The organism is Streptomyces sp. NBC_00663, from assembly GCF_036226885.1.
Lineage (GTDB): Bacteria > Actinomycetota > Actinomycetes > Streptomycetales > Streptomycetaceae > Streptomyces.
In genome coordinates this window covers 1,116,127-1,136,622 of the sequence record NZ_CP109027.1, presented here as the reverse complement: position 1 = coordinate 1,136,622, position 20,496 = coordinate 1,116,127, and the positions used below count along the sequence as shown (strand labels likewise).

Below are 20,496 nucleotides of genomic sequence, written 5' to 3'. Positions count from 1 at the left end.
TGCCCGAGAGGCTCCTGATGCCCCGTCACACCTTCGTCCTCAACGGGAAACCGGTCACCGTCGAGGCGCCCGACGACATGCCGCTGCTGTGGGTGCTGCGCGATCTGCTGGACGTCACCGGCCCCAAGTACGGCTGCGGTGTGGGCGTCTGCCGCGCCTGTACGAGCCATCTCGACGGCGCCGAGATACAGCCCTGCGTCGTCCCCGTCGCCGACTGCGCGGACCGCGAGGTCACCACCATCGAGGGCCTGGCCGACGGCGACACCCTGCACCCGGTCCAGCGGGCCTGGATCGACTGTGACGTGTCGCAGTGCGGCTTCTGCCAGCCGGGCCAGATCATGGCCGCCGCGGCCCTGCTGAAGAAGACGTCCGAGCCGACGGACGCCGACATCGACCGGATCGAGAACGTCTGCCGCTGCGGGACGTACGCCCGTATCCGTGAGGCGATCAAGAAGGCGGCGACCACCGGAGACTGACGCCTGTGGGTAAGGTCCACTCAGCCTCACGTGGACAGGTAGGTCGCTGATGACGGACGCCCGGGAATCCCTCGACAACAGAGCCAGACAGCTCCAGGTGGAGACGCACGGCCTCGACGTGATCGGCGACGCCGAACGCAAGGGCACACCGAGGACACTCTTCTGGCCGTGGTTCGGCGCCAACGTCTCGATCCTGGGCCTGAGTTACGGAGCCTTCGCCCTCGGCTTCGGCATCTCCTTCTGGCAGGCCCTGGCCGCCGGGGTCGTCGGCATCGTCTTCTCCTTCCTGCTGTGCGGCTTCGTCGCCGTCGCGGGCAAGCGCGGCTCGGCCCCGACGATGGTGCTCAGCCGCGCCGCGTACGGCGTGCGCGGCAACCGGCTGCCCTCGGTGATCTCCTGGGTGCTCACCGTCGGCTGGGAGACCGTGCTCTGCGCCCTCGCCACCATGGCCACCGCGACCGTCTTCGGCCGCCTCGGCTGGGGCGGCGGCACCGGGACCCAGGTGGTCGCGCTCATCGTCGTCGCCGGGCTCACCGTCGTCGGCGGTGTCATGGGCTTCGACCTGATCATGCGGCTCCAGACCGTGATCACCGTGGTCACGGGCGTGCTCACCCTCGTCTACGTCGGCCTTGTCGCCGACCACATCCACTGGAGCACCGTCAGCGACATCCCGGCGGGCTCCGCACAGGAGTTCATCGGCGCGCTGGTCTTCATGATGACCGGGTTCGGCCTCGGCTGGGTCAACGCCGCCGCGGACTACTCGCGCTATCTGCCGCGCACGTCCTCCAGCCGGGGCGTGATCGGCTGGACGACCTTCGGCGCCTCGGTCGCACCGCTCCTCCTCCTGGTCTTCGGCCTGCTGCTGGCCGGTTCCTCGACCACGCTCAACGCGGCCGTCGCCGCCGACCCCATCGGTGCCCTCACGACCATCCTGCCGACCTGGTTCCTGGTCCCGTTCGCGGTGGTCGCCGTGCTCGGCCTGGTGGGCGGCGCGGTCCTGGACATCTACTCCTCCGGCCTGGCCCTCCTCTCGGCCGGCATCAGAATCCCCCGCTATCTGGCCGCGCTGGTCGACGGCGTGCTGATGATCGCGGGCGCCGTCTACATCGTCTTCTTCGCCGACGACTTCCTCGGCCAGTTCATGGGCTTCCTCACCACGCTCGGCGTCCCCATCGCCGCCTGGTGCGGCATCATGCTCGCCGACCTGCTCCTGCGCCGCCGCGACTACGCCGAGGACGACCTCTACCGCTCCGAGGGCCGCTACGGCGACGTCCCCCTGACCCCGCTGCTCCTCACCCTCGCCGCCACCGCCCTCGGCTGGGGTCTGGTCACCAACGCGGCCGCGAGCTGGCTGGAGTGGCAGGGCTATCTCCTCGACCCGCTGGGCCTCGGCGGCACGTCGGGCGCGTGGGCGTACGCCAACCTCGGCGTGCTCGCCGCGCTGGCGGTCGGCTTCCTCGGCACCTTGGCGCTCGGCCGCGGCCGGATCCGCGCGCAGGAGGAGCAGCCGGCGGACGCGAGGGCGGCCGTATGACCACCGGCCATCTCGCGGTCATCGACATGCAACGGGTCTTCGCCGACCCCGGCAGCCCCTGGGCCACCCCGCGTTTCGCGGCGGCCGCGGAGGGCGTACGACGTCTGCTGCCGGCCTTCGGCGACCGGGTGACGTTCACCCGCTTCGTGGCGCCGGAGCGGCCGACCGGCGCCTGGCGCGCGTATTACGAGCGCTGGCCGTTCGCCCTGCGACCGCCGGGGGCCCCGCTCTGGCAGTTGACGGACGACTTCGCCGCCGCTCCCCAACACGTCCTGGACGCCACGACGTTCGGCAAGTGGACACCCGAACTCGCCGACCGGGTGGCCCCGGCGGGGCGCCTGTTCCTCGCCGGCGTCAGCACCGACTGCTGCGTCCTGTCCACGGCGCTGCCCGCGGCGGACGCCGGGACCGAGGTGGTCGTCGTGGCCGACGCCTGCGCGGGCGCGGACGACGAGTCGCACGCGAAGGCGCTGCGACTGCTGGACCTGTACCGGCCGTTGATCCGCGTGACCACGGTCGCGGAGGTGCTGGGGAAGGAGGCGGCGGAATGAGCGAGTCCCGCGTCGCCCTCCTGGGCGGCGGCTTCTCCACGGACGACGACGGCCTCCTCGACGACTGGGTGCTGAGCCACGCCCGTACGTCCCGGCCCCGGGTGTGCTTCCTGCCGACGGCGAGCGGTGACGCGGCGGGGTACGCGGAGCGGTTCCTCGCCGCCTTCGAACCCCGCCGGAACTGCGCCCCCTCCGTCCTGTCCCTCTTCCGCAGGGAACTCGACGACGAGGCGCTGCGCAGCCACCTGCTGGCCCAGGACGTCGTCTACGTGGGCGGCGGCAACACGGCGAACCTCCTTGCCGTCTGGCGCACCCACGGGGTGGACCGCGTGCTGCGCGAGGCGTACGACCGCGGCACTGTGCTGTGCGGTATCAGCGCGGGCGCCAACTGCTGGGCGCAGGGCTCGCACACGGACTCCTTCGGCCCCCTCACCTTCCTGCCCGACGGCCTGGGCCTGCTGCCCGGATCGGTCTGCCCGCACTACGATTCCGAACCGGGCCGGCGCCCCTCGTACCAGCGGGCCGTGGCCACCGGCGCGCTCCCCGACGGCTGGGCTCTGGAGGACGGAACGGGTGCCCTGATCACGGACGGCCTGGTCACGGAGGTCGTGACGCGAGCCCCGGCCGCGCAGGTGTACCGGGTGGAGCGGGACGGGGCGGGTGGTGTCCGGGAGTGGGCTCTGCCGGGCCGCCTCCTGTGAGACTGGCCGGGTGACCGAACCCAGACCTGTTGTGTCCGCCGACGAGATGCACGCCTATCTCGTCGACCAGTTGAACCAAGCCCTGAACCGCCCCGGGATGTTCGGTGGCGAGCCCGCGATCCTGATGCTGTTCGACCACCTCCTGTTCATGGAGGGGCAGCCCGGGTCCCGGTGGGAGGCGGTGATCGAACCCCTCCGGAAGCGGGGCGCGTTCACCGCCGTCGGGGTCAAGGGCGTGTTCCGCGAGCTGATCCGGGGCAGCGACGACCACGACGTGGCCTCGGTGTACGCCGAGTTCGCCCACCAGCGCCGCTGGCTCCACGCGGACCGGATCCTCGACGCCGGCACCCACCAGGCGCTCATGGACCGGGCTCCCGAGTGGGCCGCCCAGGACAGGCAATGGCCCGACGTCGCCGCCGAGTTCGGCGAACCCTCGATCCTCTTCGGCGGCACCAACCCCAAGTACGGCAAGACCCTCGCCTACGTCAGCGAGGACCCCGAGCACCCGATGGTCTTCTTCCACCTCTGGAACGGCGACCTGGACGAGGCGTCCCCGACATGGAACCCGTCGTACGAGCAACCGGTGCTGTGGGCCGTGCGGTTGGGCGACCGCCCCTTCCAGAACTCCTTCACCCTCACCCCGGCCGGCCGACGACTCCGCCCTCAGTGATCTCCCTGTGCAGACCCTTTACGTGACTGTCATGTCCCTGTAGCTTCCCGAGCGTCGCAAGAACTTTCAGGAACTTGCCGGTGCTTCTTGCGGGGCGGAGGCCGACCGGTGGGTCCCCGACCCGTATGGGAGTCGCCATGAGATCTGCACCCCCACGCCTGCCACGACGCCCCCTGGTGGCGTTCGTGGCGGCGTCCGGGCTGCTCGGACTACTGTCCGCCGTACCGGACCCGGGCACGTCGATCCCCTTGCAAACCGTTGCAGACAGCACCAGCACGGCGACCGTCTTCTACTACACGAAGACAAAGAACTGGTCGTCGACCTATCTGCACTACGCCCCGGACGGCGGCTCCTGGACCACCGTCCCCGGTGTGCGGATGGAGAGCGCCTGCACGGACTGGGTGAAGAAGACCGTCGACCTCGGCTCGGCGGCCGGCCTCCAGGCCACGTTCAACAACGGCAGCGGCACCTGGGACAACAACGGCGGCAACAACTACGCGCTGGGCACCGGCACCATCACCGTCAAGGACGGCGTGATAGCCCACAGCGACCCGTGCGCCGACACCGGCACGGGCAGCGGCAACCAGGCCACCGTCTACTACTCCACCGCCACTTCAGGCTGGACCACCGCCAACATCCACTACGCGCCGAGCGGCGGATCGTGGACGGCCGCCCCTGGCCTCGGCATGGAGTCCGCCTGCACCGGCTGGTGGAAGAAGACCCTCGACATCGGCACCGCCACCTCCCTGAAGGCGGCGTTCAACAACGGCAACGGTGTCTGGGACAACAACAACAGCTCCGACTACACGATCCCGACCGGCACCACGACCGTGAAGGACAAGGCGGTCACCACGAGCGCCGCGAACCCGTGCGCCACCGAGGCCCCCGACACCGAGGCCCCCACCGCGCCGACCAAGGTCACCGCGAGCGCCACCGACACCTCGATCGTGGTGAGCTGGGAAGCCGCCACCGACAACAAGGCCGTCACCAAGTACCAGGTCACCCGCACCGGCGGCGGCAAGGGCACGGTCGTCACGGACGTCGGCTCAACCGTGTACTCCGACACGGGACTTGAGGAGAAGACCGCCTACACCTACACCGTGAAGGCGGTCGACGCGGCCGGCAACACCTCGCCCGCCTCCGCAGCGGCGACGGCGACCACCGGCACCGCTGCCCCCGCCCCGGCAGCCGGCACCCCGCTGGGCACCGACCCCCGCAAGGACCCCATCTACTTCGTCCTCACCGCCCGCTTCTACGACGGCGACAGCGCCAACAACCGCGGCGGCAGCCAGCACACCAAGTCCGGCAACGCGGCCAACAACGACCCCATGTTCCGGGGCGACTTCAAGGGCCTGGTGAACAAGCTCGACTACATCAAGGCGCTCGGCTTCTCCGCCGTCTGGATCACCCCGGTCGTCCTCAACCGCTCGGACTACGACTACCACGGCTACCACGGCTACGACTTCTACAAGGTCGACCCGCGCCTGGAGTCGGCCGGCGCCACCTACCAGGACCTGATCAACGCCGCCCACGCCAAGGGCATGAAGATCTACCAGGACGTCGTCTACAACCACAGCTCCCGCTGGGGCGCCAAGGGCCTCTACACGCCCACCGTGTACGGCGTCCGGGACGCGCAGTGGAGCTGGTACTACGACGAGAAGAACGAGGGCTTCGAGTACGACGGCCTCACCGTCGAGCCCAAGTCCGGGAAGTCGTACTACAACGGCGACCTGTGGTCGACCGCCGAACCCACCGGCAACACCTGCGTCAACTGGGGCAAGCCCACCGGCGGCAAGAGCGCCGAGGGCTACACCCTGTACAACTGCCAGTGGCCGAGCCCCACTTCGGGCATGTTCCCCAAGGCGTACTACCACCAGTGCTGGATCGGCAACTGGGAGGGCGAGGACTCCCGCTCCTGCTGGCTGCACGAGGACCTGGCCGACTTCAACACCGAGTCGACGCCCGTGCAGAACTATCTGATCGGCGCCTACGACAAGTACATCGACATGGGCGTCGACGGCTTCCGCATCGACACCGCCGTCCACATCCCGCGCGTCACCTGGAACCGCCGCTTTCTCCCCGCGATCTACGACCGCGTCACCCAGAAGTTCGGTACGACGGCGGCCCAGAACTTCTATGTCTTCGGCGAGGTCGGCGCGTTCGTCAACGACAAGTGGAACCGCGGCTCGGTGAACCACTCCGCGCAGTTCTTCACCTGGAAGGAACGCAAGGAGTACAGCGCCGACGACGAGACGGCGGCCATCGAGCAGTTCACCTACGAGAACAACCTCGGCACCGGCAACCAGCCGACCTCGACCAACGCCTTCCTCAACGGCAACGCGTACCACACGCCGGACCACAGTCAGTTCTCCGGCATGAACATCATCGACATGCGCATGCACATGAACTTCAGTGACGCGCAGAACGCCTACAGCAACGGCAAGGACTCCGACGACAGCGTCAACGACGCCACGTACAGCGTCGTCTACGTCGACAGCCACGACTACGGCCCCAACAAGTCGAGCACCCGCTACACGGGCGGCACCGACGCCTGGGCCGAGAACATGTCCCTGATGTGGACCTTCCGCGGCATCCCGACCCTGTACTACGGCTCGGAGATCGAGTTCCAGAAGGGCAAGCAGATCGACTGCGGGCCGACCTGCCCGCTGGCGTCCACGGGACGGGCCTACTACGGCGACAACCTCGAAGGCACCGTCACCGCCTCGGAGTTCGGCAAGGCGGACTCCGCGAGCGGCCAGGTGGCCACCACCCTGTCCCAGCCGCTCGTCAAGCACCTCCAGCGACTGAACCAGATCCGCCGGGCGGTCCCGGCCCTCCAGATGGGCCAGTACTCCACCGACGGCATCAGCGGTTCGATGGCCTTCAAGCGCCGCTACACCAGCGGGAGCACGGACAGCTTCGCGCTTGTCACCGTCACCGGCGACGCGACCTACACCGGCATTCCGAACGGCACGTACAAGGACGCCGTCACGGGTGACACCAGGACCGTCACCAACGGCACCCTCTCCGTGTCGGCGCCGGGCAAGGGCAACCTGCGGGTGTACGTGCTCAACGGTCCCGGCAAGATCGGAACGGACGGTCCGTATCTGAAGTAGCCACCGAGGAAGCCATCAGCGAACGGGCCGTGCGACCCACGGCCCGTTCTGCCTCGGAGCACGTCTCGCCCCCCTCCCGCCGATTCCCCGGGACGCGGGGGAATGCCGTCGTCCGGATCGGGTACGCGAGCAGGACGCGCCCGGGACCGAGCGCCCCGGGCGGGCCGTACCACCACCGCTACCAGGGGATTCACCATGGACACACCCGCGTACGACAACACCACCACACCGGCCCGGCGGGCGCTGGACGCGCTGGCCGAGAACACCGCGGACACGGTGGCGCTGGACACGCTCGCGAGCAGTGAGGTCCTCGTTCCCGTCCCGGACGACGCCAGCGAGGAGGATGCCGCCGACCCCTCCGCGGTGGCGCTTCCGGTGATAGAGCGGCCGGACGGAGATCCGGTGGTGCCCGTGTTCACCTCGGAGGACGAGATGGCCGGGCTGCTGCCCTTCGTCTCCCGCTACCGGCTGGTGCCGCTGGGCGCGCTCGCCGCGGAGTGGCCCACGGACGACCTGGCGCTGACCATCGACGCCGCGTCCGCACACCCACTGACGCTGACCTCCGAGGGCGTACGCACCCTGCTGGGCGGCGCGCACGGCTGACCCACGAGGGGCACCGCCGGGCCACCACCGGTGACGGAGGGGGTGCGGCCGAGCCCGATGGCGGAGGGGCGCGGCCGGGCCCGGTGACGGGAGCGAGGGCAGTCCCCGCTTCCGCGCCCCCGGCAGCTTCCCGCCTTCGCGCCGCGGGCGGTCTGCCGTTTTCGCGCGGCGGGCAGCTTCCCGCTTTCGCGCCGCGGGCAGTGTCGCGCTTTGGCGCGCGGGCGGTCTGCCGCTCCCGCGGGCCGGGCAGCTTCCCGCTTTGGCGCCCCGGGCAGTCTCCCGCTTCCGCGCGGCGGGCAGTGTCGCGCTTTGGCGCCGCGGGCGGTCTGCCGCTTCCGCGGGCCGGGCAGCTTCCCGCTTTCGCGCGGCGGGCAGTGTCGCGCTTTGGCGCCGCGGGCGGTCTCCCGCTTCCGCGCCGCGGGCAGTGTCCCGCTTTCGCGCGGCGGGCATGTTCCCGCTCCCGCGCCCCGGGCAGCTTCCCGCTTCCGCGCCGCGGGCAGTGTCGCGCTTTGGCGCCGCGGGCGGTCTGCCGCTCCCGCGGGCCGGGCAGCTTCCCGCTTCCGCGCCCCGGGCAGTCTCCCGCTTCCGCGCGGCGGGCAGTGTCGCGCTTTGGCGCCGCGGGCGGTCTGCCGCTCCCGCGGGCCGGGCAGCTTCCCGCTTTGGCGCCGCGGGCGGGCTGCCGTTTCCGCGCGGCGGGCAGTGTCCCGCTTTCGCGCGGCGGGCAGCTTCCCGCTTCGGCTCCGCGGGCGGTCTGCTGTTTCCGCGCCGCGGGCAGCTTCCCGCTTTGGCGCCGCCGGCAGTGTCCCGCTCTTCGCACTCCGCGCGGTCCCGCCGGGCGGCTGAGGGAGGAGCGGCGCCGACCCCGCTCCTCCCCGCACGCCCACGATCGACGCGACCTGACGATATGACCGCGACCGTCCTGCCGTCGCTCCGCGATGCGCGGCACCTGTCCGCAAAACGCGGTGGATTCGGGCGGGCGGCCTGAGAGCCCGCGTCGCACCCCCACCCGGGCGCGCTGCCGAAATGCCCACGTGACTCCGCCGCGCGTTGATCGGGCCGGGGACATGGCACCGGCGTCTACCCGGCGCGCAGTGTCCGCGACGGCGTCTCGCCGAACCGTTCCCGATAGCGCGACGCGAACCGTCCCAGATGCACGAACCCCCACCGGTGCGCCACGTCCGACACGGTCGTCGCTCCCGCCCCCGCGGCCCGCAGCTCGTCCCGCACCCGCTGAAGGCGTACGTCGTACACGTACGCCATCGGCGACATCCCGACGTGCCTGCGGAACGCGTCCTGGAGCGTGCGCACACTGACCTGGGCGAGCTGCGCCAGCCGCGCGGCGTCGTAGGCCTCGGCCGGCCGCTCCTGTACGGCGTCCATCACCCGCTTGACGGAGGCGGGCCGCATCGGCGGGGCGGGAGCCTCAAGTTCCTCGCGGTGGGTGTGCTCGGCCGCCAGCAACACCCCTTCGAGCAGCGCCTGTTCGATCCGCGTCCGGATCAGCGGCCGGTGCAGCAGCCCGAGCGACACGTCACGCTCCAGCAGGGCCCAGGTCGCCAACCGCGCCCAGCTGCGCCCCGGTCCGTCCCGCACGTCGACGGACGGCCCGAAGAGCGGCGCGCGGGACAGCGGCCGGTCCAGCAGGGACTCCAGGGCCTGGTGCAGGGAGTGCTTGTCGATCTTCACGGTGAGCGCCTGGCAGTCGGGCGACCAGGCGTCGATGCGGATGTGCCGGGCGGGATCGAAGAAGACGGCACTCCCGGTCGTCGCGAACACCACGTCGTCGCGCCCCTGTTGGACGCTGAAGCAGCCGCTCACCGGCACGGCCACGTGATAGGCGTCCGGGGCGGCGAAGCCGGTACGGATCTGCGTGCCGAAACGGATGTCGCCGACGGTGAGCGATCCGAGGGCGAGCACGTCCAGTCTGGTCGACAAGTCCTCGCTGGGGCCGACGACTTGCAGATCCATGTCGTAGTAGTGGGCCGCGATCGCGGCGCGCGCCTCCTCCAGGGAGGCGGTCGCGTAGCTGCTGAAATCGGCGGCGGCCCGGTCGGGAGCCACGGTCACTGCGTGATGTCTCCGTTCTGCGCGCAGTTCTCCGTTCAGCATGGCCTCGGGTGTGACCGGATATGCCCCGCCAGGTTCCGAATTTCACAGAGTCCGCCCCGGGTTGAGGATTCCGTGGGCACGCCCTTCACCGCCGTACGGGATCCGCCGGGTCGGCGCTGCGGCGCTCAGCCGCGCAGTGTGCGCTCCAGCGCGTCCCGTTGCAGCGGGAGCACCTCGGCGTGCAGAGCACGCCCCTTGCCGGTGAGCGTCACCCATACGCCCCGCCGGTCCTCCATGCACACGGACCGCTCCACCAGGCCGTCCTTCTCCAGCCGGCCGATCAGCCGGGAGAGCGCGCTCTGGCTGAGGTGGACCCGCCCGACCAGGTTCTGCACCCGGCACAGGTCCCCCTCCGCCGGGGCCTCGGTGACGAGGATGTCGAGCACCTCGAAGTCGCTCGCGCCCAGCCCGTGCGGGTGCAGCACCCGGTCGATCTCACACATCGTGCGGGCGTGGACCGCAAGGATGTCCCGCCACTGTTCCTCGAGCCGGGCGCCGGCCGCGTTCACTGCCATGTACCCCATGTTAATGCGCGTGCATCGATACCGGGGCAGGGCAGGTGCCTCAGCTGTCCTGGGTGATCCCGATGAGGTTGCCGTCCGCGTCCTTCACGGAGGCGATCAGCTTGCCGCCGCCGACGTCCGTGACGTCCTGCAACAGCTCGGCACCCGCGTCGAGCAGCGCGGCGAGCCGGGCCCGGATGTCCTCGACGTGCCAGTAGGGGACCGGGCCGGTCATACCGCGGGCGTGGCCGTTGGGGTCCAGACCGACGTCCTGACCGGCGTCCTTGAAGCCGACGTAGTAGGCCTCGTCGGCGTACGGCTCGGTCTGGAGCAGGGCGATGAACACAGCCTTCGCCCGGGCGACGTCCTTGACGGGGTAGATGATGGTCTTCAGGCCGGCGGTCATGGTGTTCTCCTCCGTGGGGTTGCGCTTCGGTGGTTTCACCGTAGGCCGGGGGGCGGGATGCCGCTTCTCCGATCCTGACCGCTTGGACGACGCCCGACCGCCGGGGCGGTGCCTGACTGCCGGGACGACGCACGACCGCCGGGACGACGAAGGGCGCGCCACCGGCCGTACAGGCCGGGCAGCGCGCCCGTGTCGAGATCATCGGCCGGCGGGGGAGACCCCGTCAGGTCGACTCGCGTCGCACCAGCTCCGTCGGCAGGATCACCGCGGCCGGGTCCTCGCCCCCTATCTGGGCCAGCAGCACGCGGACCATCTCAGCGCTGATCCGGTCCCAGGGCTGACGGATGGTGGTGAGTTCGGGCCGGGCGGCCAGCGCGGCGGGCGAGTCGTCGAAGCCGCCGACCGCGACGTCCTGCGGCACCCGGCGGCCCGCCCGCTCCAGCGCGCCGAGCACACCTTGCGCCATGAGGTCGGACGCGACGAACACCGCGTCCAGGTCGGGCACCTGCGCGAGCAGCCGCTCGGCGCCCGCCTCACCGCTGGCGCGGCTGTAGTCACCGGAGACGACGAGCCGCTCGTCGTACTCGATGCCCGCCTCGAAGAGCACCTCCCGGTACCCCGCGAGCCGCTCGACACCGCCCGGGGTGTCCAGCGGACCCGTCACCACGCCGACCCGGCGGCGGCCCAGCGACAGCAGATGGCGCACCATGTCACGGGCACCGTCGCGGTCGTCGGCCGCCACGTAACTCACCTTGGAACCCAGGCCGATCGGCTTGCCGCAGGCGACCAGCGGTACGCCGGCCTCGCGCAGTTCCTCGGCGACCGGGTCCCCGGAGTGGCTGGAGACCAGCAGCACCCCGTCGACGTGCCCCGCGGTGATGTACCGCGTTATGCGCCGCCGTTCGTCCTCGGTGCCGGCCAGCATCAGCAGCAGCGGGATGTCGTGCGCGGCCAGCGCCTGGGTGCAGCCCCGCAGCAGGACGTTGAAGTTGGGGTCCTCGAAGAACCTCTCCTGCGGCTCGGTCAGCAGGAAGCCGATCGAGTCGGAACGTCCGGTGATGAGCGAACGGGCGTGCCGGTTGACGACGTAACCCGTCTTGCGGATGGCGGCGTTGACGGCCTCCTGCGCGGTCGGGCTGACGTAGTGCCCGCCGTTGAGCACCCGGGAGACGGTGCCTCGTGAGACCCCCGCCTCGCGCGCCACGTCGTGGATCGTCGGCGGTTTGCGCCGACCCCCCGCATTGTTCATGGTCATGACTTTACGGCCCCGGACAGCAGATCGAGGCTCCAGAACCGCTGGATGACCAGGAACAGAGCGATCAGCGGGAACACCGCGAGGAACGCGCCGGTGATCACCAGGGTGTACAGGGCCGGGGTGTTGGCGCCCTGCTCCAGGAGCGTGTACAGACCGAGCGTGATCGGGAACTTCTCGTCGTCGCTCAGCATGATGTACGGGAGAAGGAAGTTGTTCCAGATGGCCACGAACTGGAACAGGAACACCGTCACCATGCCGGGCACCATCATCGGCAGCGCGACCCGGGTGAAGATCCGCCACTCGCTGGCCCCGTCCATCCGTCCGGCCTCGACGACGTCGGCGGGCACGGCCGCGGCGGCGTAGATACGGGCGAGATAGACGCCGTACGGCGAGAGGATCTGCGGCAGCAGAACGGACAGGTAGGAGTCGGTCAGGTTCGCCTGGGCCATCAGCAGGTACTGCGGCACGGCCAGGATGATCGGCGGCATCAGCACACCGGCCAGCAGGACGTTGAACATCGTCTCGCGGCCCCGGAAGCGGTACGTCGCCAGCGCGTAGCCGCTGAACGCCGACACGATCGTCGACAGCAGGGCGCCGAACCCGGCGTAGAAGGCCGAGTTGCCCATCCACTCCCAGTAGACGCCGTCGCGGTAGGCGTTGAGGTCCTTGAGGTTGTCGACGAACCCGGTGCCCGGCAGGAAGGTGAAGGTGGAGAACAGCTCCTTGCCCGACTTGGTGGACGCGATGACCACCCAGGCCACCGGCAGCAGCGTGTAGAGCGCGCCGATCAGCAGTGTGACGGTCGGGACGAGCGAGATCCGGCGGCGCAGCGGCGGCCCCTGGGCGGCGCCGGGCGTGGTGCCCGCCGCCGGCTCGGTCTTGCGAAGAGCAAGAGAACTCATCGTGCTGCCTCCTGCTTCTGACGACGGTTCGCGGCCCGCAGGAACCCGAAGGAGAGCAGCAGTGTGGCGAGCGCGATGATCACGGCCTGGGCGGCCGCCGCGTAGATGTCGTTGGTGCCGAACGCGTCCCGGTACACCTTCATCAACGGGCTCCACGTCGTGGACACCGAGTTGGTGAGGGGCTTGAGGGTGGTCGGCTCGTTGAACACCTGGAGCGTGGCGATGATCGAGAAGAAGAAGGTCAGCACCAGCGAGGGCGCCACCATCGGGATCTTGATCTTCAGTGCGATCTGGAGCGGCTTGGCACCGTCCAGCTTCGCCGCCTCGTACACCTCGACCGGGATGGCCTGGAGCGCGGTGTAGATGACGATCATGTTGAAGCCGGTGCCGCCCCACACCGCGATGTTGGAGAGGGCGAGATACAGCGGACCGCCGTCGAGGAGGTCGGGCTGCGGCAGGCCGAGCTTCTCCAGCACGTAGTAGAAGGGGCTGACGTCCGGCAGGTACAGGAAGCCCCACAGCATGGCCGCCACGACGCCGGGGATGGCGTACGGCAGGAAGATCGCGAGGCGGGTGAAGGGGGTGAACCGGACCTTGTCGCTGTCCAGCATCAGTGCGAAGAGCAGGGCGAGGCCCAGCATCACGGGGACGACGATGCAGCCGTACCCGAGGACGCGCAGGGCGCCGTGCAGCAGCTCGCTGTCATGGAGGGCGCTGGTGTAGTTCTCCAGCCCGGCCCAGACCTCCTCGCGGGCGCCCTTCCCGAGGCCGAGGCCCGAGACGTGCACCTTGCGGAAGCTGAGCCAGACCGCGTAACCGATCGGCAGCGCGAAGAACAGCGCGAAGAGGATCGTCGCGGGGATGAGGAAAGCGTACGGGGCCCCCTTGACCCCGTACGACTTCCGGCGTGCGCTCGTCACTCGGAGACCCCGAAGCCCTGCTTCTTGAGGTCGGCGACGGTGTCGTCCTGCATCTTGTCCAGGGCGGCGCCGAAGTCCGACTTGTTCTTGGCGGCGGCGCCGAACGCGTCCTTGAAGGACGTGTAGGCGACGTTCACGTTCGGGCCCCAGGCGGAGGGAGCCGTGGTCTTCGCGATCTCGGCGGCCTTGGTGTAGAAGTCGGCCTGGTTCGAGAAGTACTCGGGCGCCTCGGCGAAGGCGCCGGACGTCTGGGCGTTGGTGGCGGCCGGGTAGATGCCGCTCTCCTTGGCCAGCGCGGTGAGCGCCGCGTCGTCCGTGTTCAGCCACGCGGCGAACTTGGCGGCGGCCTCCTGGTGCTTGGAGTCCGTGGTGACGCCGGTGGAGGAGCCGCCCCAGCTGCCGGTGGCGTTCTCACCGGCGGACCACTGGGGGAGCGGGGCCATGGCCCACTTGCCCTTGGTGTCCGGCGCGGCCGTGGTGAGGGTGCCCGGCGCCCACACCGCGGAGACCCAGGCGATCTGCTTGCCGGTGTTCAGCGCCTTGTTCCAGGCCGGGGTGTACATCGGCTGGTTGTCGATGGCGCCCTCCTTGACGAGGCCGCCCCAGAAGTCGGCGACCTTCTGGCTGGCGGCGTCGTTGATGCCGACCTTCCACTTGTCGCCCTCGGTGGTCCACCACTTGGCGCCGGCCTGCTGGGCCAGGCCCGCGAAGAGACCGGAGTCGTTGGCGGAGAACGTGGTGAGGTCCGTGTCGGGGGACTTCTTCTTCAGCGTGCGGGCCGTCTCGGCGAACTCGTCCCAGGTGGTCGGGACGGTCAGGCCGTACTTCTTGAAGAGGTCCTGGCGGTAGTAGAACATCATCGGGCCGATGTCCTGCGGGACCGCGTAGACGGCGTCGGTGCCGAGCGTGGTCTGCTGCCAGACGCCCTCGGCGAAGTCGCTCTTGGCGTCGCCGACGTTCTTCGAGATGTCCGCCAGCGCGTCGTTGCTGACCAGGGTCGGCAGCGCCTGGTACTCGGCCTGGACCAGGTCGGGGGCCTTGCCGGCCTTGTGCGCGGTGAGGATCTTGGTGACCAGCGTGTCGCCGGACGCCTGCTTCTTCACCGTCACACTGATCTGGTCCTTCTTGCCCTGGCCCTTGTTCCAGAGGTCGACGACCTTGTCCATACCGGGGGTCCAGGTCCAGTACGTCAACGAGACCGGACCTGAGTCGGTCTTCGTGTCGCCGTCGTCCGAACCGCAGGCGGCGAGTGCGGTGGCGCCGAGGGCGATGGCGACGGTGGATGCTGCCACTCTGCTGAGCCGGCTGCGCTTCGTGATGGGCATGGATCTCTCCCCTGACCTGGGTTCCCGCCTGCTGCGAGAACCTGCCATGCGTCTGTGAGCGTTCACAGTAGAGAAACATCCCGGACACTTGTCAATGGTTGTTGCTGTGCGGTTATGTTGGGCTCGCACCGCCGATCACGTGTGTGCACGTTCCCAAGAGATCGAATTAAACGGGAGAGATCCATGCCGGAGACCAGCCCCAAGGGCCTCACCAGGCTCGCCTTCGGTGGGGACTACAACCCCGAACAGTGGCCGGAAAGCGTCTGGCAGGAGGACGTCCGCCTGATGCGTGAGGCCGGCGTCACCATGGTGAGTGCCGGAATTTTCTCCTGGGCGCTCCTGGAGCCCGCGCCCGGGGTGTACGACTTCGGCTGGCTCGATCGTCTGTTCGATCTACTGCATGAGAACGGCATCCGCGTCGACCTCGGCACCCCCACCGTGGTGCCGCCGGTCTGGTTCTACCGGGCCCACCCCGAGGCCCTGCCGGTGACCGCGGAGGGCGTGCGCCACGAGTTCGGCTCCCGCGGCGCGATCTGCCACAGCAACGCCGACTACCGCGCCGCCGCCGCGAACATCACCACCAAGCTCGCCGAGCGCTACGCCGGCCACCCCGCCCTGGCCATGTGGCACGTGCACAACGAGTACGGCGTCCCGGTCTCGGCTTGCTACTGCGACGCGTGCGCCGCCCACTTCCGCCGCTGGCTCGCCGCCACGTACGGCACGGTCGACGCTGTCAACGAGGCCTGGGGCACGGCGTTCTGGGGCCAGCGGTACGCGGCCTTCGAGGACATCAACCCGCCGCGCCTGACCCCCACCGTCGGCAACCCGGCCCAGGCGCTGGACTACAAGCGCTTCGCCGACGCCACCATGCGCGAGAACTTCGTCATGGAGCGGGACATCCTGCACCGCCTCGCGCCCGGGATCCCGGTGACGACCAACTTCATGACCGCCCTCAGCCAGTGCGACTCCGTCGACTACTGGGCCTGGGGCCGCGAGGTCGACATCGTCACCAACGACCACTACCTGATCACCGACGGCCGCCGCACCCATGTCAACCTTGCGATGGCCGCCGACCTCACCCGCTCGGTCGCCGGGGGAGCGCCCTGGATCCTCCTGGAGCACTCCACCTCGGGCGTCAACTGGCAGCCCCGCAACCCCGCCAAGGCGCCGGGGCAGATGGCCCGCAACTCCCTCGCCCATGTGGCGCGCGGCTCCGAGGGCGCCATGTTCTTCCAGTGGCGCCAGTCCCGGCGCGGTGCCGAGAAGTTCCACTCCTCGATGCTCCCGCACGGCGGCACCGACACGCGCGTGTGGCGCGAGGTCGTCGAACTCGGCGCCTCCCTCGACTCGTTGAGCACGATCCGCGGCACCCGCACCGAGGCCGACGTCGCGGTCCTGTGGGACTGGCACTCCTGGTGGGCGCAGAACCTGGACTGGCGCCCCAGCGAGGACCACGACGCCCGCGAGCGCGCCGACGCCTTCTACGAGACGCTGTACGACCGCCACCTCACGGTCGACTTCGCCCACCCCGAAGCCGACTTGTCGAGCTATCCCCTGGTCGTCGTACCGGCCCTCTACCTGATGACCGAGGCGGCGGGCGCCAACCTCAAGGAGTACGTCGAGAACGGCGGCACCCTCGTCGTCTCGTACTTCTCCGGCATCGTCGACGAGCACGACGCCGTGCACGAGGGCGCCTACCCCGGCCCGCTGCGCGACGTCCTCGGCCTCACGATCGAGGAGTTCTCGCCGCTGCTGAAGGACCAGACGGTGCGCCTCACCGGCCCCGACGGCTCCGAACTCGGCGGCGACGTATGGACGGAGTTCGTCGTCCCGCGCGGCGCCGAGACCGTCTGGACGTACGCCGACGGCCTCACCGCCGGCCACCCCGCGGTCACCCGGCACCGCTTCGGCAGCGGCTCCGCCTGGTACGTCTCCACGCGCCTGGGCGCCGAGGGCCTCGACGCCCTGCTCGGCTGGGCCACCGAGGACGCCCGCATCGCGCCGCGCGCCGAACTGCCCCGCGACGTCGAGGTGGTGCGCCGCACCGGCGAGTCGGGCACCTACCTCTTCGCGATCAACCACACCGGGTCGGACACCAAGGTGCCGCTGGAGACCTCCGGCACCGAGCTGCTGACCGGTGAACGCGCCGCGGCCCGCCTGGAGGTCCCCGCGGGCGCCGTACGGGTCGTACGACTCGACGGCTGAACCCGGGACCTCAGGCCCTGTCGGCCTGGGGCCCCACCGACTCCCCTCCGCCCGTGCGAGCCGCGAGCCGCGGGTGGAGGGGCCCCTTCGTCATCCCCGGCGAAGGCATCCCCAACCCCATTTGTCGAAGGGACGACGGACGAAGATGTTCCATCCCAGACGCACCCTGCGAGCCCTGTTCCTCCCGCTCATCGCGGGGCTCGCCCTCACCGCCCTGCCCGCGCAGACCGCCCAGGCCGCGAGCACGCTGACCAACGGCGGCTTCGAGTCCGACGGCGCGGGCGTGGCGGCCCCCACCGGCTGGTCCGAGTACGGCACGACCGCCGCCTCCTACACCGAGTCCGGCGGCCACGGCGGCAGTTACCGCCTCACCCACTACTCGTCCGCCGCCTACAAGGTGGAGACGTACCAGTACCTCTCCGGGCTGACCAACGGGAACTACAAGCTCACCGCGTGGGTCCGCTCCGGCGGCGGCCAGAACTCCGCCTACATAGCCCTGAAGAACTGCGGCGGCACCGACCAGCGCACCGACCTGCCGGTCTCCGCGAGCGGGTGGCTCCACATCGTCGTGCCGGTCAACGTGACCAACAACCAGTGCACCATCAGCATCAACAGTGACGCGAACGCCGGCAACTGGATCAATGTTGACGACCTGACCTTCGCGTCCGGCACGTCCAGCACCTCGATCAAGGGGTCCGACGTCTCCTCCCTCGCCAAGAGCGAGGCCAAGGGCGGCACCTACAGGACCAGCTCCGGCACGACCGGCGATGCGCTCGCCATCCTCAAGTCCGCCGGACAGAACTACGCGCGCGTGAAGGTCTGGGTCAACGCGGCCGACGGCTACAACGGCAAGACCCAGGTCCTGGCGATGGCCAAGCGCATCAAGGCGCAGGGCATGAAGCTGCTGGTCGACTTCCACTACTCGGACACCTGGGCCGACCCGGGCGCCCAGACCGTGCCGTCCGCGTGGTCGGGCCACAGCTACAGCCAGCTCAAGACAGACGTCTACAACCACACCTACGACGTCCTCAACGCGCTGAAGGCGCAGGGCACCACGGCCGACATGGTCCAGGTGGGCAACGAGATCAACGGCGGCATGCTGTGGTCGGCGGGCTCCACCGACAACTGGTCGCAGCTCGCCGGACTGCTCAACTCCGGCTACAGCGCGGTCAAGGCGGTCAGCTCCTCCACCCAGGTGGCGCTGCACCTCGCCAAGGGCGGCGACCTGACCGGCACCCGCTGGTGGTTCGACAACGCCGTCGCCAACGGCGTGAACTTCGACGTCATCGGCCTGTCCTATTACGGCTACTGGCACGGCGCGCTCTCCGACTTCCAGACAACCCTGGACGACGCGGCCTCCCGCTACGGCAAGCCGGTCTTCGTCGCCGAGACGGCCTACCCCTTCCGTCTCGACAGCGACGACTCCTACGAGAACATCATCGACCTCTCCAGCGAACTGGTCTCCGGCTACCCCGCCACGACGGCCGGCCAGACCCGCTGGATGAACGACGTCGCCAGCATCGTGGAAGCCGTCCCGAACGGCCGTGGCCTCGGCGTCTTCTACTGGGAGTCGACCTGGACCGCGGTCACCGGCAACGGCTGGGACCCGACCGACTCGTCCTCCGGCAACGGCTGGGAGAACCAGGCCCTGTTCGACTACGACAACAAGGCGCAGCCCGCGATGGCGTGGTTCAGCCACCGCTAGTTCCGTCCGACGAGAGGCCCGGCCGCGCGCACGCGGCCGGGCCTCCGTGCTGCCCTTGTGCGAGTACCGAACTTCCTTTCCTCGCAAGTGCGTTCGGTACCGGACAAGGTGTGAGAAGTCCATCCATGACGGAGTCGACTGCGGGACAGTGGGAACACGCGGTACGAGGAGGTCGAACGGAGGGGTACGACATGCTGAGGACTCCTGTCAGTCAGCGGCGGCTGGACATCCTGGAGTGGCTGAAGGACCCGGTGGTGTACTTCCCGGCCCAGCGCCACGGCTGCCCGGCCGAGGACGGCGTCACCGCGGAGGCCGTCGCCGCCAAGCTCGGTGTACGCCGCCAAGTCGCCGACACCCACCTGGAGTTGCTCGCCGACATCGGCCTGCTGCGCACCAGGCGGATCCGCCGGCGGGTCTACTACCGGCGGGACGAGGTGCGGATAGCCGAGGTCGCGCGCATGTTTGAGAAGGGCTGGTAGACAGGGCGGGACGAGAGAGGCGGAACTCCGTGGAGCATGCACAGAAACTGGTCCCGCGCAGGTATGTCGCGATCGGTGGCGACGGCCCCGAGGACGTGGTCGCCGACAGCCGGGGCCGGGTGCTCACCGGTGTGGCGGACGGCCGCATCCTGCGCCTGGACGGCCTGGCCGATCCGGCCACGACCCGCGTCGAGGTCCTCGCCGAGACCGGCGGCAGGCCCCTCGGGCTCGAACTCCTCGCGGACGACGACCTGTTGGTGTGCGACGCCGAACTCGGGCTGCTGCGCGTCGACCTCACCGACGGCCTGGTCCGTATCCTCGCCGACTCGGTGGCGGGCGAGCCGCTGCGCTTCTGTAGCAACACCGTCGCCCTCGCCGACGGCAGCGTCTGCTTCACGGTCTCCAGCCGCCGCTACCCCCTGGACCAGTGGATCGGCGACCTCGTCGAGCACACCGGGAGCGGCCGGATCCTGCGCCTCGCCCCCGGCAGCGAGATGCCCGAAGTCCTCGCGGAGGGACTCCAGTTCGCCAACGGACTGGCCCTGAGCGCCGACGAATCGTTTCTCGTCGTCGCCGAGACCGGCGCCTGCCGCCTCACCCGCCACTGGCTCACCGGCCCCCACGCGGGCCGCACCGAACCCTTCGCCGAGAACCTCCCCGGCATGCCCGACAACCTCTGGCGCGCCGGCCCCGACGGACCGATCTGGGTCTCCCTGGCGGGCCCCCGCGTCCCCCCGCTCGACCTGCTGCACCGCGCCGGCCCCGCCGTCCGCCGCCGCGCCGCCCGCGTGGCGGTCCGCGCCCCTTTCCGCCCCACCGGCACGATCGGCGTCCTCGCCGTCGACGACTCCGGCGGGACCGTCCACCACCTCGCCCGCCGTCACTCCGGCTTCCGCATGGTCACCAGCGTCTGCGAGGCGGCCGGCCATCTGGTCCTGGGCAGCCTGTGGGAGCGGGGCGTGGCCCTGTGCGAGCCGCCCACCGGTAAGTGACCCCGGCGTTACCCTGTTGACCGGCCATGATCAGGCCGTCCAGG

The 20,496-nt window shown here is 70.1% G+C and carries 18 protein-coding genes; 11 read left to right on the top strand and 7 right to left on the bottom strand.

Annotation, left to right across the window (positions count from 1 at the left end):
- The first annotated feature begins 17 nt into the window (after positions 1 to 17).
- The 7 genes from OG866_RS05305 to OG866_RS05275 all read left to right on the top strand — a co-directional run bounded on the left by OG866_RS05305 (position 18) and on the right by OG866_RS05275 (position 7,651).
- Positions 18 to 476: a (2Fe-2S)-binding protein gene (locus tag OG866_RS05305; protein WP_329332251.1), complete on the top strand. Its 459-nt coding sequence runs from the start codon at positions 18 to 20 to the stop codon at positions 474 to 476.
- A 49-nt stretch (positions 477 to 525) separates the two neighbouring features.
- Positions 526 to 2,010 (top strand): purine-cytosine permease family protein, encoded by a 1,485-nt coding sequence (locus OG866_RS05300; protein ID WP_329332250.1) that lies wholly within the window; start codon positions 526 to 528, stop codon positions 2,008 to 2,010.
- Positions 2,007 to 2,561, top strand: coding sequence for a cysteine hydrolase family protein (locus tag OG866_RS05295; protein ID WP_329332249.1), 555 nt, complete (start codon positions 2,007 to 2,009; stop codon positions 2,559 to 2,561). Before OG866_RS05300 ends, OG866_RS05295 begins: the two co-directional genes overlap by 4 nt.
- The gene (locus OG866_RS05290; RefSeq protein ID WP_329332248.1) at positions 2,558 to 3,262 is read left to right on the top strand and encodes a peptidase E; all 705 of its coding nucleotides are present in this window, start codon (positions 2,558 to 2,560) and stop codon (positions 3,260 to 3,262) included. Before OG866_RS05295 ends, OG866_RS05290 begins: the two co-directional genes overlap by 4 nt.
- Positions 3,263 to 3,272: 10 nt before the next feature.
- A complete protein-coding gene (locus tag OG866_RS05285) occupies positions 3,273 to 3,932 on the top strand; it encodes a hypothetical protein (RefSeq protein ID WP_329332247.1) in 660 nt (219 codons plus the stop codon).
- 137 nt (positions 3,933 to 4,069) lie between these two features.
- Positions 4,070 to 7,048, top strand: coding sequence for a carbohydrate binding domain-containing protein (locus OG866_RS05280; RefSeq protein ID WP_329332246.1), 2,979 nt, complete (start codon positions 4,070 to 4,072; stop codon positions 7,046 to 7,048).
- A 195-nt stretch (positions 7,049 to 7,243) separates the two neighbouring features.
- Positions 7,244 to 7,651, top strand: coding sequence for an SseB family protein (locus OG866_RS05275; protein ID WP_329332245.1), 408 nt, complete (start codon positions 7,244 to 7,246; stop codon positions 7,649 to 7,651).
- 1,077 nt (positions 7,652 to 8,728) lie between these two features.
- Here the strand turns inward: OG866_RS05275 and OG866_RS05270 are convergent.
- The 7 genes from OG866_RS05270 to OG866_RS05240 all read right to left on the bottom strand — a co-directional run bounded on the left by OG866_RS05270 (position 8,729) and on the right by OG866_RS05240 (position 15,071).
- On the bottom strand, positions 8,729 to 9,718 hold the full coding sequence (locus OG866_RS05270) for an AraC family transcriptional regulator (protein WP_329332244.1): 990 nt from the start codon (positions 9,716 to 9,718) through the stop codon (positions 8,729 to 8,731).
- A 167-nt stretch (positions 9,719 to 9,885) separates the two neighbouring features.
- Positions 9,886 to 10,275, bottom strand: coding sequence for a MarR family winged helix-turn-helix transcriptional regulator (locus OG866_RS05265; protein ID WP_329332243.1), 390 nt, complete (start codon positions 10,273 to 10,275; stop codon positions 9,886 to 9,888).
- A gap of 49 nt (positions 10,276 to 10,324) precedes the next feature.
- Positions 10,325 to 10,669: a VOC family protein gene (locus OG866_RS05260; RefSeq protein WP_329332242.1), complete on the bottom strand. Its 345-nt coding sequence runs from the start codon at positions 10,667 to 10,669 to the stop codon at positions 10,325 to 10,327.
- Between the two features lie 223 nt (positions 10,670 to 10,892).
- A complete protein-coding gene (locus tag OG866_RS05255) occupies positions 10,893 to 11,924 on the bottom strand; it encodes a LacI family DNA-binding transcriptional regulator (protein ID WP_329332241.1) in 1,032 nt (343 codons plus the stop codon).
- Entirely contained in the window at positions 11,921 to 12,826 is a 906-nt protein-coding gene (locus OG866_RS05250; RefSeq protein ID WP_329332240.1) for a carbohydrate ABC transporter permease, read from the bottom strand. Before OG866_RS05250 ends, OG866_RS05255 begins: the two co-directional genes overlap by 4 nt.
- Entirely contained in the window at positions 12,823 to 13,746 is a 924-nt protein-coding gene (locus tag OG866_RS05245; protein ID WP_329332239.1) for a carbohydrate ABC transporter permease, read from the bottom strand. The genes OG866_RS05250 and OG866_RS05245 overlap by 4 nt, the downstream gene beginning before the upstream one ends.
- Positions 13,743 to 15,071: an ABC transporter substrate-binding protein gene (locus OG866_RS05240; protein ID WP_329332238.1), complete on the bottom strand. Its 1,329-nt coding sequence runs from the start codon at positions 15,069 to 15,071 to the stop codon at positions 13,743 to 13,745. Before OG866_RS05240 ends, OG866_RS05245 begins: the two co-directional genes overlap by 4 nt.
- Positions 15,072 to 15,254: 183 nt before the next feature.
- Between OG866_RS05240 and OG866_RS05235 the strand changes: the two genes are divergently transcribed.
- The 4 genes from OG866_RS05235 to OG866_RS05220 all read left to right on the top strand — a co-directional run bounded on the left by OG866_RS05235 (position 15,255) and on the right by OG866_RS05220 (position 20,452).
- Positions 15,255 to 17,276 (top strand): beta-galactosidase, encoded by a 2,022-nt coding sequence (locus tag OG866_RS05235; protein WP_329332237.1) that lies wholly within the window; start codon positions 15,255 to 15,257, stop codon positions 17,274 to 17,276.
- A gap of 145 nt (positions 17,277 to 17,421) precedes the next feature.
- On the top strand, positions 17,422 to 18,981 hold the full coding sequence (locus tag OG866_RS05230; protein WP_329332236.1) for a glycosyl hydrolase 53 family protein: 1,560 nt from the start codon (positions 17,422 to 17,424) through the stop codon (positions 18,979 to 18,981).
- A 191-nt stretch (positions 18,982 to 19,172) separates the two neighbouring features.
- Positions 19,173 to 19,460: a helix-turn-helix domain-containing protein gene (locus OG866_RS05225; protein WP_329332235.1), complete on the top strand. Its 288-nt coding sequence runs from the start codon at positions 19,173 to 19,175 to the stop codon at positions 19,458 to 19,460.
- Between the two features lie 29 nt (positions 19,461 to 19,489).
- The gene (locus OG866_RS05220) at positions 19,490 to 20,452 is read left to right on the top strand and encodes an SMP-30/gluconolactonase/LRE family protein (RefSeq protein WP_329332234.1); all 963 of its coding nucleotides are present in this window, start codon (positions 19,490 to 19,492) and stop codon (positions 20,450 to 20,452) included.
- Positions 20,453 to 20,496 lie beyond the last annotated feature (44 nt).

What these genes read in the sequence shown, in the direction of transcription:
- OG866_RS05290 (WP_329332248.1), top strand. Translation starts at nt 2,558, where the DNA reads ATGAGCGAGTCCCGCGTCGCCCTCCTGGGCGGCGGCTTCTCCACGGAC.
- OG866_RS05225 (WP_329332235.1), top strand. Translation starts at nt 19,173, where the DNA reads ATGCTGAGGACTCCTGTCAGTCAGCGGCGGCTGGACATCCTGGAGTGG.
- OG866_RS05305 (WP_329332251.1), top strand. Translation starts at nt 18, where the DNA reads ATGCCCCGTCACACCTTCGTCCTCAACGGGAAACCGGTCACCGTCGAG.
- OG866_RS05275 (WP_329332245.1), top strand. Translation starts at nt 7,244, where the DNA reads ATGGACACACCCGCGTACGACAACACCACCACACCGGCCCGGCGGGCG.
- OG866_RS05295 (WP_329332249.1), top strand. Translation starts at nt 2,007, where the DNA reads ATGACCACCGGCCATCTCGCGGTCATCGACATGCAACGGGTCTTCGCC.
- OG866_RS05255 (WP_329332241.1), bottom strand. Translation starts at nt 11,924, where the DNA reads ATGACCATGAACAATGCGGGGGGTCGGCGCAAACCGCCGACGATCCAC.
- OG866_RS05260 (WP_329332242.1), bottom strand. Translation starts at nt 10,669, where the DNA reads ATGACCGCCGGCCTGAAGACCATCATCTACCCCGTCAAGGACGTCGCC.
- OG866_RS05250 (WP_329332240.1), bottom strand. Translation starts at nt 12,826, where the DNA reads ATGAGTTCTCTTGCTCTTCGCAAGACCGAGCCGGCGGCGGGCACCACG.
- OG866_RS05300 (WP_329332250.1), top strand. Translation starts at nt 526, where the DNA reads ATGACGGACGCCCGGGAATCCCTCGACAACAGAGCCAGACAGCTCCAG.
- OG866_RS05265 (WP_329332243.1), bottom strand. Translation starts at nt 10,275, where the DNA reads ATGGCAGTGAACGCGGCCGGCGCCCGGCTCGAGGAACAGTGGCGGGAC.
- OG866_RS05235 (WP_329332237.1), top strand. Translation starts at nt 15,255, where the DNA reads ATGCCGGAGACCAGCCCCAAGGGCCTCACCAGGCTCGCCTTCGGTGGG.
- OG866_RS05240 (WP_329332238.1), bottom strand. Translation starts at nt 15,071, where the DNA reads ATGCCCATCACGAAGCGCAGCCGGCTCAGCAGAGTGGCAGCATCCACC.
- OG866_RS05230 (WP_329332236.1), top strand. Translation starts at nt 17,422, where the DNA reads ATGTTCCATCCCAGACGCACCCTGCGAGCCCTGTTCCTCCCGCTCATC.
- OG866_RS05280 (WP_329332246.1), top strand. Translation starts at nt 4,070, where the DNA reads ATGAGATCTGCACCCCCACGCCTGCCACGACGCCCCCTGGTGGCGTTC.